The sequence below is a fragment of the Acidovorax sp. GW823-FHT02H02 genome, assembly GCF_058797075.1.
On record NZ_JBXAJH010000034.1, the window covers coordinates 1 to 12,148 of the forward strand.

General features: G+C 55.5%; 11 protein-coding genes and 2 pseudogenes. 6 read left to right on the plus strand and 7 right to left on the minus strand.

Annotated elements, in window-relative coordinates:
• Positions 1-880 precede the first annotated feature (880 nt).
• Positions 881-2,079 (plus strand): IS3 family transposase gene (locus AC1RDS_RS20615; RefSeq protein WP_492227319.1). Its coding sequence is split into 2 segments (ribosomal slippage): positions 881-1,148 and positions 1,148-2,079, totalling 1,200 coding nucleotides; the frame shifts between segments, so codons are not numbered across the junction.
• 542 nt (positions 2,080-2,621) lie between these two features.
• Positions 2,622-2,861 (plus strand): annotated as a pseudogene (locus tag AC1RDS_RS20620) (integrase core domain-containing protein); the annotation flags it as partial.
• Positions 2,862-3,093: 232 nt separating this feature from the next.
• Here AC1RDS_RS20620 and AC1RDS_RS20625 read toward each other — a convergent pair.
• Positions 3,094-3,636: a LysR substrate-binding domain-containing protein gene (locus AC1RDS_RS20625; protein WP_492227320.1), complete on the minus strand. Its 543-nt coding sequence runs from the start codon at positions 3,634-3,636 to the stop codon at positions 3,094-3,096.
• Between the two features lie 80 nt (positions 3,637-3,716).
• On the opposite strand from AC1RDS_RS20625, the gene istA reads away from it, so the two are divergent.
• From istA to AC1RDS_RS20645, 4 genes and pseudogenes are all read left to right on the plus strand, one after another.
• A complete protein-coding gene (gene istA, locus AC1RDS_RS20630) occupies positions 3,717-4,748 on the plus strand; it encodes an IS21 family transposase (protein WP_492227321.1) in 1,032 nt (343 codons plus the stop codon).
• Positions 4,745-5,116: an ATP-binding protein gene (locus AC1RDS_RS20635; RefSeq protein WP_492227322.1), complete on the plus strand. Its 372-nt coding sequence runs from the start codon at positions 4,745-4,747 to the stop codon at positions 5,114-5,116. Before istA ends, AC1RDS_RS20635 begins: the two co-directional genes overlap by 4 nt.
• A 17-nt stretch (positions 5,117-5,133) precedes the next feature.
• Positions 5,134-6,102, plus strand: coding sequence for an IS5 family transposase (locus AC1RDS_RS20640; protein WP_322316748.1), 969 nt, complete (start codon positions 5,134-5,136; stop codon positions 6,100-6,102).
• A gap of 157 nt (positions 6,103-6,259) precedes the next feature.
• Positions 6,260-6,718, plus strand: a pseudogene (locus tag AC1RDS_RS20645) (ATP-binding protein); the annotation flags it as partial.
• A 43-nt stretch (positions 6,719-6,761) separates the two neighbouring features.
• Here AC1RDS_RS20645 and AC1RDS_RS20650 read toward each other — a convergent pair.
• The 6 genes from AC1RDS_RS20650 to AC1RDS_RS20675 all read right to left on the minus strand — a co-directional run bounded on the left by AC1RDS_RS20650 (position 6,762) and on the right by AC1RDS_RS20675 (position 11,740).
• Positions 6,762-7,127: a LysR family transcriptional regulator gene (locus AC1RDS_RS20650; protein WP_262838876.1), complete on the minus strand. Its 366-nt coding sequence runs from the start codon at positions 7,125-7,127 to the stop codon at positions 6,762-6,764.
• A 4-nt stretch (positions 7,128-7,131) separates the two neighbouring features.
• Complete coding sequence (locus AC1RDS_RS20655) at positions 7,132-8,133, minus strand: phosphonate dehydrogenase (protein WP_492227323.1); 1,002 nt, start codon at positions 8,131-8,133, stop codon at positions 7,132-7,134.
• Between the two features lie 19 nt (positions 8,134-8,152).
• A complete protein-coding gene (phnC, locus tag AC1RDS_RS20660) occupies positions 8,153-8,953 on the minus strand; it encodes a phosphonate ABC transporter ATP-binding protein (protein ID WP_492227324.1) in 801 nt (266 codons plus the stop codon).
• Positions 8,954-8,986: 33 nt separating this feature from the next.
• Positions 8,987-9,835: a phosphonate ABC transporter, permease protein PhnE gene (gene phnE / locus AC1RDS_RS20665; RefSeq protein WP_492227325.1), complete on the minus strand. Its 849-nt coding sequence runs from the start codon at positions 9,833-9,835 to the stop codon at positions 8,987-8,989.
• Positions 9,836-9,958: 123 nt separating this feature from the next.
• Positions 9,959-10,855, minus strand: a complete 897-nt coding sequence (locus AC1RDS_RS20670; protein WP_492227326.1) for a phosphate/phosphite/phosphonate ABC transporter substrate-binding protein — start codon at positions 10,853-10,855, stop codon at positions 9,959-9,961.
• Between the two features lie 24 nt (positions 10,856-10,879).
• Entirely contained in the window at positions 10,880-11,740 is an 861-nt protein-coding gene (locus AC1RDS_RS20675) for a phytanoyl-CoA dioxygenase family protein (RefSeq protein WP_003118418.1), read from the minus strand.
• Positions 11,741-12,148: the final 408 nt, after the last annotated feature.

Below are 12,148 nucleotides of genomic sequence, written 5' to 3' on the forward strand. Positions count from 1 at the left end.
TGACCGCAGCCAAGTCATCCGTCACGGCGCAAGAGCAGGTCGTGGTCAGCATGCTGGAGCGTTTCAGCGCTACGGTGCCCAGTCCTGATGCGTCCGCGAAAGACCCTGTTGAAGGGGCAGAAAAAATGACACAGAGGAATGATAAAAACCCAACTGTGACAGGGACTTAAGCCTGTTTCTGCGGTTTTTTACATGAATCCCTGCCGACCCTCGAATTCGGTGTGTGTATCCATGATTACACCATGGCTCCCTGCCAGCTACATGCTGACTGCCTCAATTGTTCTGAGCAGGTCTGCGTAAAAGGCGATGAGGTTCGGTCAGCCAGGATTCGGGATGAGCTGGTGACTGCTAGAGAGAATCTAGAGGCAGCCAAGCAGGCTCATGCTGACGGTTACTTTGGAGCTAGTCGGTGGGTAGACCATCACGAGCTGACGGTAAAAAGGCTGGCTCAATTGTGTGCCCTTCTTGATGACCCCAGTATTCCTCATGGTGCGGTCATCCAACTGTCAAACCTTCCTGTCCCGTCAAGAATCGAGCAAGCCAAAGTAGCTCGGGCCGCTTTAACGCACCGGCCGGAGCCCTCTCCTAGTGCGATTATATCGACTGAAACCATGCGCAACCTGATGCTCGCGATGGAGAAAAATGATGGCTAGAAATAGGCCGAAAGTTCGAGCACGTAACTTGGAAGACCAGGATATAGAAGCCATAGTTAGCATTCTCGACGGCTGGGAGGGGAAGCTTACTTGGGAATTACTCATTGAGATTGTCGAGCAACGACTTAACGCCCGATACACAAGACAAGCCCTAAATCAGCGGGTGACCTTGCCCCTGAGGAGTGGAGTTCTTAACCTTGTTGAAAATACCGACAAGGAGTCAAGAGATGACGGCAAAGCAGGTGCGTGCGCAGTACACGCAAGAATTCAAGTTGGAGGCTGTGCGGCAGGTACGCGCGGGTCAGGCCATTGCAGTGGTAGCCAAGGTATTGGGGATACCGAAGGCCAGCCTGGGAAACTGGGTACGCCAGGCGGCCAAGGGGATATTGAGCAGTGCCGGTGGCGATGACAAGGAGGCGAAGATATCGCCCGAGCAGATGGAGATAGCGCGCTTGCGCGCTGAGGTGGCTCGGCTTCGTATGGAGCGTGACATCGCAAAAAAAGCCGCGGCGTACTTCGCGCAGGACACGCTGCGAGGTACGCCTGGATTCACCAAATGAGGAGCCAGTACCCGGTGAGCATCTCGTGTGGCGTGCTGGAGGTCAGCGCCAGCGGCTACTTCAACTGGCTGCGCCGCCCCAAGGGCATGGCTGGCAGGCCTGGCGCTCGCCACAGCGACGAGGCCGTGCTGGCCCACATCCGTGCCATCCACGCACAGGTCAAGGGCGAATACGGCTGGCCGCGCATGCACAAGGAACTGCTGGCCCGTGGCGTCCGGGTGGGCAAAGACAGGGTGCGCAAGCTCATGCAGCAGCACGGCATCCGGGCCAGGACTAAGTGCAAGTTTGTGGTCACCACCGACAGCAAGCACAGCTTGCCGGTGGCACCAGACCTGGTGCAGCGGCGCTTCAATCCCGAGGTACCCAACCAGCTGTGGTGTGGCGACATCACCTACATCGCCACCGACGAGGGTTGGCTGTACCTGGCCGCTGTCATCGACCTGTTCAGTCGTCAGGTGGTGGGCTGGAGCCTGCAGCCGCACATGCAGGCCAGCCTGGTCAAGGATGCCTTGACCATGGCATGGTGGCGGCGCCGACCGCCCGAGGGATTGATATTCCACAGCGACCGCGGCAGCCAGTATTGCAGCCATGAGATGCAGGATGCCTTGAAGGGCTGGGGCATGCGCTCATCGATGAGCCGCAAGGGCAATTGCTGGGACAATGCACCCACGGAAAGCTTCTGGGGCCGGCTGAAAACAGCAAGTGTGCACGGGCAGAAATTTGCCACCCGCGCTCAGGCCCGGCGGGCGGTGATGGACTGGATGGCCTTCTACAATCACCGTAGGCTGCATTCGACGTTGGATTACCTCAGTCCGATGCAATACGAGCAACGCTGGTACGAGGCACAGCGCAAAAAGGCCGCGTGAATTGTGGGTTAAGAACTCCACCAAACAGGGGCAAGGTCAGGGTTCGCATAAAGCAGGCCTTCCAATTAACGAAGAGCCGCGTTGCAGGGCTTCCAAATGCTCGGTCAAAAAGCTCCCTTGGCTTGGGAGCTACAGAAGCACAGGCGCTTTTAGAACGTCTTGAGCGTATTGAGGCCGAAAATGCCCGGCTTAAGGTCGAGAACGAAAGACTGCTGGAGCAGTTTGTTGTGTGGGCTTACAACGCTAGCAACCGGGGCCTGGATGCCCAGTTGCTGAGCCAACCGCCGCAAAGAGTTCACCGAGATCAAACTAAACTCGGAGTTGTCCGAAAGGCTGCCAAGTTGTAGTTGACCTTACTGCGAGATTACGAGTTATTAATAAGCTTGTATGGGGCGATGCGGGCGTCGGTCTATGGCCCTGCACAGTACCAGCTCAATACCGTCTAATCTGTACCTGCGCAACCGATACCATCTCACAGCGAAGAGAGGCTCCGGCAGGCAAACTTCTGCTGAAGGAGTTAGCTTTTCGGTATCCCCGCTATGGGCAAGCCATGGCAGCACGGCACCACCGAAAGTTTCAATGGCAAACTGCGTGACGAGTGCTTCAGTCTGGAATGGTTTCGCAACCGGATCGAGGCCAGAATCGTCATCGCGGATTGGCGGCGCCATTACAACGAGGTACGACCGCATTCCAGCTTGGGCTACCTGACGCCGTTGCAAATGGCCCAAAGCTTGAGGAACTGTTTATCAATCCATGCCATTTCCCAAATGGCGGTGGTATGAAAAAACGGAGCAGGTCACTTTATCGGGATGAGAGGCTAGACTTCAAAGGTTTTGTCCTCAAAATTTCAAGAGCCAGTCGTTTGACTGGCTATTTTGTTTGTTGCCCTCGCCCATATCTTTCACTCCGTCGTAGCCGAAGCTGCCGTGGAAAGAATCGGTGTGGCGACGCCACAGCCCGAACTTCGGCGCCCAGGGTCGGCGGCGGCATTACAAGCCGAGCTCACAAGCCGATTTAGTGCGGACGGCTCAAAAGTATGTCGACGAAAGCAGCGATGGACGGATGCTTCAGCATGCCATTCCGAAACACGATGTAGATCTCCTTCCGGGGCGGATCGCCCTCAAAGGGAACCGTTGAAAACAAGACAAGTCGGGACTCGTTCTCGACGGACGCTTTCATCACGACTGATATCCCCAGTCCTGCCTGCACAGCACTTTTTACAGCGGCGGTACTGCCCAGTTGCAAGGAAACACTCAGCGTATTTGCCCGTGTACCGAGATACTGCCGAAGGACCCGTCCGGTGCCCGAGCCCGCCTCGCCTCCGATCAAGACTTGGTTTTCAAGCTGGTTCGGCCCAACACTCCGCATGCCCGCCCACGGATGCCCCAGCGGTACGATAAGTACCAGCTCTTCTCGTCGCCACAGCTTGGCAGCGAATCCCGGGCGCTCGTCCCATCTTTCGACGACAGCGATGTCCAGGTCGTAATTCTCTATGGTCCGCGCTATCGCCTCGTTTCTATCGATGACCACCTTGACTGAAAATGGTGTTGCGCGCAAAGTAATAATGAGCCACTTCGCGCAAAGTAAAACTGAACCACTTTTCCGTAAAGTTAGCCTTTTGTGCGCGAAGGCCGACGATGCTTCAGAAGGATCAGTGGATGTCCATCCATGTACTCAAGGCCCAAGGTTTATCTCTGCGCGAGATCGCGCGACGCCTGGGCATTTCCCGCAACACCGTAACGCGCTACCTCGCCTCGCCCGACATACCGCGTTATAAAGCGCGTGAAGCGCGGCCCACGAAGCTGGAGCCGTTTCACGCGTACATTGTTCAGCGCATGCAGGCCGCCGAACCGGATCAAATCGCTGCGCCGGCGCTGCTGCGAGAGCTCAAGGCACACGGCTATCAGGGCCAGTTGCGTAGCGTGCAGGCCTTCATGCAGGCGCATCGGCCAAGGCCAACACCCGATCCGGTTGTGCGTTTCGAGACCGCGCCTGGACGCCAGATGCAGTGCGATTTCGTGGTGTTTCGCCGGGGCAGCTGCCCTCTTTATGCCTTTACGGCGACCCTTGGCTACAGCCGTTGGCGTTGGGTGCAGTTTGCCAGCAATGAGAAGGCGTCCACACTCGTTGCCTGCCACCACGCCTTGTTCGAGAGCCTGGGCGGTGTACCCAGGGAGATTCTCTACGATAATGCCAAGACGATCGTTATTGATCGAGATGCGTATGGCCAAGGCCATCACCGTTGGCACGCCGGGATGCTGGATCTGGCCAAGCATTACGGCTTCATGCCGCGCCTGTGTCAGCCATATCGAGCACGGACCAAGGGCAAGGTAGAACGCTTCCATCGTTATCTGCGCGGTAACTTCTATGTGCCTCTGTCCAGTTGGCTCAAGCAGTCCGGCATGATGCTGGACGTCGAGACCGCCAATGCCGAAGTCGGTAAGTGGTTGCGCGATGTGGCCAATCAGCGCATTCACCCGGTCACCAACAAGGCACCCGTTGTTCTATTCGAAGAGCAAGAGCGCGTTGCCTTGCAGCCGTTACCCGCATTCGTCCGCGCACCGCAGTCAGTGCCGTTACTCACCGAGCGCCCATTGCCTGACATGGATGCCTCGCTACAGCACCCTCTATCGGTCTACCAGCAGCTGTTGACCGAGGTGCAAGCATGAATCTGCAACACGAACGCATCGACGCGCATTGCCAAACGCTTAAGCTTGAAGGACTTATGCAGAACTACCGCGCACTGGCCGCCGAAGGAATAAGCAAGGACTGGAGCTTTCTTGACTACCTAGAACAGGCTCTAGCCCTTGAGCGCGACACCCGCCAAGTACGTTCTCGCCAGACACTGGTGCGTATGGCTGGATTTCCGGCTATCAAGACCCTGGATCAGTACGATTACAGCTTTGCCGTGGGTGCGCCTAAGAAGCAGCTCGATGAACTGGCAAGCCTGCGGTTTATCGATCGGGGAGAGAACGTCATCCTGCTAGGGATGGTGTTCAAAACTCCGTGCCGTCCCCAATGGCGTGAAGGCTGGTGAAGCAGAACAATCAGGTCATGAAGAAACAAGCCGAACTGGGACTGAATCTGAGCACGAGGCGCACGCGCAAGGCCGTGTTCCTGGACGAGATGGAGCTGGTGGTGCCGTGGCGCGAACTCATCGCGTTGATCGCAGCGGCCTCGCCTGTAGCCAGCACGGGGCGTCCGCCCTTTGCGCACGAGACCATGCTGCGCATTCATTTTTTGCAACAGTGGTTCGGCCTGTCGGACCTGGCCATGGAAGAGGCTCTGTTCGAGACGCCGCTGTACCGCGACTTCGCGGGCCTCTCCAGCGCCCAGCGCATTCCGGATCGCGTGAGCATTCTGCGCTTTCGCCACCTGCTCGAAGAGCACCAGCTCAGCATTCAGATATTGGCTACTGTCAACAGCACGCTGGCCGCCAAGGGCCTGCTGCTCAAGAGCGGCACAGCTATCGACGCCACCTTGATTGCGGCACCCAGCTCGACCAAGAACGCCACTGGCGAGCGTGACCCGGAGATGCACCAAGTGAAGAAGGGCAACCAATGGCACTTCGGAATGAAAGCACACGTCGGCGTAGACGCCGACTCGGGTCTGGTTCATACAGTGGTGGGCACAGCGGCCAACGTCAATGACGTGACGAAGGCCAGCGCGCTGGTGCACGGTGAAGAAACCGATGTGTTCGCCGACGCGGGCTACCAGGGTGTGGCCAAGCGCGAAGAGACGCAGGGCATCAAGGCCAACTGGCACGTGGCCATGCGCCCGGGCAAGCGCAAAGCGTTGGACAAAAGTACGCCCATGGGCGCGATCATGGACAAGCTTGAGCATGTGAAGGCGCGCATCCGAGCCAAGGTGGAGCACCCGTTTCGTGTGATCAAGCGCCAGTTCGGGTTTGTGAAGGTGCGCTACCGAGGGCTGATGAAGAACACGGCGCAACTGCACACACTGTTCGCGCTCTCCAATCTCTGGATGGCGCGGCATCGGCTTTTGCAGAGGGCGCAGGGATGAGTGCGCCTGCAGCGCGCCCAAGGGCCTCGATGGAGTCTCAAAAGGCCGAAAAATCGACCTCAGTGGCATTGAAATCGATCAAAACGGGCGCGGCAGTTTCATGTCGCAAGATTCATGCGTTCACCGAGCTTCGCTGCGCCGGTTTTGAACACCATCCCTAGGGCCGTCTGGCGTCGGTAAAACCCATGTCGCCATCGCCTTGGGATACGCCGCAACCCAAGCGGGCATAAAAACGAAGTTCATCACCGCAGCAGATCTGATGTTGCAACTGGAGGCTGCCATGCGTCAAGAACGCTATAACGCCGTGCTGCGCCATAACGTGTTGGGGCCGCGCTTGCTCATCGTCGATGAAATCGGATACTTGCCGTTGACCGACGACCAGGCAAGCCACTTCTTCCAGATCGTTGCCAAGCGCTATGAAAAAGGAGGATCCATGATACTGACCAGCAACCTGCCATTTACGCAATGGGATCAGACGTTTGGGGGCAACACCACGCTGACGGCAGCCATGCTTGATCGCATCTTGCATCACTCACATATCGTCCAAATAAAAGGAGACAGCTACCGACTCAAACAGCAACGCAAGGCCGGACACTTCCCGTCCACAGCCAAATAATCATTGGTTCAGATTTACTTTGCGCAATACCGCGCGAAGTGGCTCAAATTTCAAATGCGTTTGACAATGGCGTTCGCTCTTCAAACTCTTTTATATATGGCTGAAGCAAGTATATGCCCGTGTTAGAACTCGCACCAATCGTGATTTCATCTTTCTTTTCAAATAGAGTTCCGGCTTTACACGCCAGGTTGACGAGCTGTTGCGCATACGGCAAAAAAGTTTCACCCTCGGCTGTCAAGCTGCAACCGGCATTGCTTCGCACGATCACTTCCATCTTAAGCGACTCTTCAAGCTTCTTGATATGCTGCGTCACCGTCGACTGCGAAATGTCGAGTTGTTTTGCGGCGTCGCGGAAGCCCCCGGCTGCGACTACGGCCAGAAAACTCTCAACGTGATCGAGATTAATCACTCAGTCATCTCCCCGCTCCAACATGGTTGACCGCTCCGCGTGGAATGCGCCCTTGCAACGCTTCGAGGATACTGAGGGCGGCTTCACGCTCGATTTCCATCCGTACCGATTTGACCGCCGAACCCAGGTGAGGCGTAAAGAATGTGGGTAAAGCAGGATCAAGCAATTCGTCAGGAATAGAATGCGGCCTGTCGGGACGCGCCCATTCCTCCATCTCGAAGACGTCTGCGGCGTAACCGCCCAGATGCCCCGTCCGAAGCGCATGCACCACGGCCCGCTCATCTACGATGGAGCCGCGACAGGCATTGACGAGGTACGCACCGGGCTTCATGCGGTCTAATGCCCGAGCATTTATGGTGTGGTGGGTATCTGACGACATCGGCAGCATGGGAATGATGAAATCGCTTGTCGCCAATAGCTGGTCCAGCGATGTTCTGCTCGCATTCCATGCCCTTTCCGACTCTTGCGGCAAAGGCTGCGGATCCGTGTACTGAATTTGCATATCGAAGGCGGCCAGCCGCTTTGCGACCGCCCGCCCGACCGCTCCCATCCCAATGATGCCGGCGGTTTTACCCGTCAAACCTGTGCCATAAAACCGCGGGGTCCAACCATTGAACTGGCGTGATCGAATGTAATTATCACCTTGCAGCATATTCCGTGTGATGCTCAGCAACAGGCCAATCGTTAGTTCAGCTGTGGGACTCGTAAGCAAATCAGGAACAATCGTAAACCAAATCCCATGGCGGGTACATGCCTCGACATCAAAGTTGTCATATCCTTTAAGCGCGGCGCCGATGACCTTCAGATTGGGGCACGCGGATAGGAAATCCGCATCTATGCTATCCGGCATAAACACCATCATCGCGTCCGCATCATTGGTGCGCAACAGTACCTCTTCCCGCGACATGGTTGAATCGGACTGATTGGAAATTACTTCAGCGGCGGTCTCAAGGAGGGCCAGCGTGTCGGGGTGGATTCGATGCGTTGTTACGATTCTTGGTTTCATGGGACCTCTGAGGAACGAACTACGCGACATGCCGCTGCAACGGCTCGTCTCTGACGCTGTGTACGGCACGCTGCTGATAAATGGATCGTATCTTTTGCATCATGCCTTGATCATTCGGTTGGTTAGCCATATTCAAACTGATTCGCCCATCCCGCAATCCCACGACTCGATCAGACACTTCAAGTGCCAGGTCTACCTGGTGCAAGCTGCACAGGACCGCGACATTAAGATCTGTAGCCGCGGCTTTCAGCGTTTGCAGAACCGAGCGCGCCGTCAGCGGATCGAGGCTGGAGACGGGTTCGTCCGCAATAATAATCTTGGGCTTCTGCGCCAAGGCTCGCGCTATCGCAATACGCTGTTGCTGACCGCCTGACAACAGTTGCGTAGGCGTGTTTGCATAATCGAGCATGCCGACCCGGTCCAGACATTCGAACGCGAGCACTTTGTCAGCCCGGCTGAAGCTTTTCAATGTGACGCGCCAAATGGGCATCTCTGCCAGACGCGCACCCAATACATTCTCGAGTGCTGAGAACCTTTTCACCAGGTGCAGTTGTTGGAACACGAACCCGATCTGGCCACGTACTGCCCGCAGACGCGCCGGAGACAGTTCATGTATGGATTCTCCGAGCGCCACGATAGAACCGGAGTCAATCGGCTCAAGGCCAGTGAGACATCGGAAAAGCGTCGACTTCCCTGCCCCGCTTGTGCCGAGCAAGGCAACCATTGAGCCTCGACGTACTTCGAAGTCAATCGATTCCAGGACAACTTTATTGCCGTATGACTTACCGACATTCTTTAACTGCAACGCTACATCTTTCATTGCGAACCGCCCTTCCAGTAATACGTGAAGCAATCAGTTATTCGCAGGGAGAGTTTCGAATCCCTCGCGTTTTGTGTCCAATATCAAGTACCTGAGCCGGTCACTGATGAAATCGATTGCCCACACCATCAGCAATACAACCGCCAGTACCGTAATCATCTTGTTGAATTCCAACAAGTCCACAGTATCTTTCAGGGTCTGCCCAATTCCACCTGCGCCTACGATGCCCAGTACTGTGGACGTTCTGACACTGAATTCCCAAATGTATAGAACGCTCGCGATCAGGTGCGGCATAACATCCGGGATCAGACCGTAGCGAATAATCTTTGCCCTGCTGGCACCGGTCAAGGCGAGCGCATCCAACGGCCCTTGGTCAACGGGCTCGATGGCTTCAGCAAACATTTTGCCGATTGCCCCTACCATGTGGAAAGTAATGGCCAGTACGCCGGAGAACGGACCGAAGCCCACTGCTGCTACAAATACAAGTGCATAGACAAATGTCTCCGTGCCGCGGCTGGCGTTCAGGATGGCGCGGGATACCCGATAGGTCCACTTGTTCGGACAGGTATTACGCGCAGCCATGAGTGCCAGCGGAAATGCCATGATTGTGGCGAATATCGTGCCAATCGTCGCCATGGCGAGCGTCTCGCCAGCCCCTTTTAGAATGACGTCCAGGTCGCTCAGGTCGGGTGGAAACATCTGCACGACGAATGACCATAGTCTCGGTAAACCGGCGCCTAGCTTCTGGAATTCTATCTGACACACGTACCAGGCCACTGCCAGCAAACTGAGTACTACGACCGACGTTGCAAAATGCCGCTTTCTCCTGGCTACGTCCCTCTTGACATTAGCCAGCATGACTTCTTCGATTCGCTGATTCATTGGTTCATCCTCTGTGGTATTGCGATGCGCGCCCGTATGTTCGTGCAGCGGAGACAAGGAGCTGGCGTGCGTCAGTCCACCTTGTCGTCCGCTGCCCTCATCCAAGAACGGACCCCTCGTGCTTTACAGTTTTCCCACGATGCGGCCGGCGTCTTCGATTACCTTGTAATCGCTGTGCTTTGCCTTCACGAAGCCGTTATAGCCCGAGCCCATCAGCGACTGTGCTTTCTCTTCGGACAAGGACGTCAGTATTTCCGTGATGCGCGCTTTCAGAGCAGGATCTAAATCCTTCGGCACGGATATCGCGTCGTTCGGCAGCTTGCTGGATTCCCACACGATCTTGGACTTCGAAGGATCGATTTGACCCGCTTCGATCATCCCGTTCCGGCCCCGATCAAAATCGGATCCGAGGTCGATCAGTCCGTGCTGAATCTGTGTTGCGTTCTGGCCAAACGGGGCACCTTCACGATATTCAAAATAGCTCGCAGGGTCGATGCCGATGCTCTTGAAGTACGCCATCGGGATGAGCCAGCCAGAAGTGTTGCCCTGATCACTGAGTGACAGCTTCAAACCCTTCGCGTCCTCGGGCCATTTTTTGATCGGCAGATCGGCGCGACCGACAATGAGGGCTTTGTAGAACGGCTCCCCGCGGTACTTGGGCATTGCAAGCACTTCGGTGCCGGCCTTTTTATTCGACAAGACATAGCCCCAGGGTCCGAGCCAGCCCACATCGACATGGCCATTTGTCATTGCCACAGATATTGCCGCCCAGCTTTCCGGGGAGACGATTTCATAGGTCGCGCCGAGCTGGTTGGCGAGATACTTGAATATCGGCTCAAACTCTTTGATGGTCTGGCTAGGCGTTGGACGCAACGGCGCAATTGCAAAACGCAGGTGAAGTTTACCATTGACAACCTCAGCTGCCTGCGCGGGTGTGCACACTATGATTGTGGCGATAAAGGCAAGAATGGCGCGCGTTAACGCCTTCTTGAATTTCGAAAACAGAGTAAAAACTTGCATTATGACCTCAGTGAGTTAAAGACTTCAGTAGTACTTTTGAGTCAAAGCTCGTTGACTTTCAAAGATGCGATCACCGTACATCGACAACGGATACGGGACAGTCAAAGGGAGTTCCACCATGCGCGGGAATACGGTGGATCGGCCAGAGACCATGAGGCTTTCATAATCCCCATAGTTGCCACAGCCCAGAAGTGGCCAGGCATCAGCCGCGGCATAGCCGATGAGCAGAAAACGCCGCCTGATCGTTGAGTGGTTTGGGCCTGAACCATGAAGGGTCCGGACGTGATGCAACGTGACAGTTCCTACGGGTCCCGTCAGTAACTCCCCTTCTGTCGGGTCGAGCGCTTCGTCCCAGTTGGAGCGAGAGATCGCGTGGCAAAACTCGCCCGTCTCGACGTTCCGGTGGTCGTACACTTTTCCTTTGTGGGAGCCTGGCAAGCATGCCATCGCGCCATTTTTCTCACTTGTCTCGTCGAGGAAAATTCCGAGAGTAAGAAAATCATCGTTTGTGTGGGGATAGAATGCCCAGTCCTGATGCCACTGGACTGGCGCGCCTGATGGCGGCTTGAAGTTGATTTTGCTATTGTGCAAACGGATGTTTTCGCCCAGGAAATGCCGAAGCAAATCGACGATTTTTTCCGACCTGACCAAAGAATCTATTGCATCGAAATAAAGGTGAGGATTCTCGACGCGACGCAGTAGCTTCGTCGTCTCGCCATTCTTCTTTTCGAACTGGTAAGTCTCATTGTCCGAAGCTACGCCAATAGCTCCCAATTCAATTTGCTTGACGTCTTCAAGAATCTTCGCTACTTCCTCCGCGGAGAAAAAGCTTTCAATCTTCGTATATCCCTTGTCGAGATATTCGCGTTGCTGCTCTGCAAACATGGTGATGCTCCAAGGTCTTCCAACGAATAATCGGGAGGGCAAACTGCGGCTCCTTCCGGCATGCTGATTCGATCATGTAATCAATAAGTAACTTTGATCTACAGATCGATCATGAAAGGATGGTAGATCGTCGGTATGACATAGGCATGACAGCGGGACGCGGAATGCAACACAGAAGGATGGTCGCAGCGCCTGGCAACCCGAGTTCGACACCAAAATGCCGATTTCGCATTTTTGGTGAAGCCGCTTCCATGTGAATCAACGACTTATGCACATTTTTGCGGAAGTTTTGTAGTGGCAACTGCATGAATGCTTTGTAGTGGCGCAATTGGGGGTCTCCTCGTTTTCAGTGCAATAAGTGACGGTACGCAAAGCTAGCACTGGCGCGGGGGTGGTCTGGGTAGACCG

Excerpts from the sequence above, each read along its gene's own strand:
- phnE (WP_492227325.1), bottom strand. The coding sequence starts at position 9,835 with ATGAATCAGCGAATCGAAGAAGTCATGCTGGCTAATGTCAAGAGGGAC.
- AC1RDS_RS20655 (WP_492227323.1), bottom strand. The coding sequence starts at position 8,133 with ATGAAACCAAGAATCGTAACAACGCATCGAATCCACCCCGACACGCTG.
- istA (WP_492227321.1), top strand. The coding sequence starts at position 3,717 with ATGCTTCAGAAGGATCAGTGGATGTCCATCCATGTACTCAAGGCCCAA.
- phnC (WP_492227324.1), bottom strand. The coding sequence starts at position 8,953 with ATGAAAGATGTAGCGTTGCAGTTAAAGAATGTCGGTAAGTCATACGGC.
- AC1RDS_RS20670 (WP_492227326.1), bottom strand. The coding sequence starts at position 10,855 with ATGCAAGTTTTTACTCTGTTTTCGAAATTCAAGAAGGCGTTAACGCGC.
- AC1RDS_RS20640 (WP_322316748.1), top strand. The coding sequence starts at position 5,134 with ATGAAGAAACAAGCCGAACTGGGACTGAATCTGAGCACGAGGCGCACG.
- AC1RDS_RS20675 (WP_003118418.1), bottom strand. The coding sequence starts at position 11,740 with ATGTTTGCAGAGCAGCAACGCGAATATCTCGACAAGGGATATACGAAG.
- AC1RDS_RS20635 (WP_492227322.1), top strand. The coding sequence starts at position 4,745 with ATGAATCTGCAACACGAACGCATCGACGCGCATTGCCAAACGCTTAAG.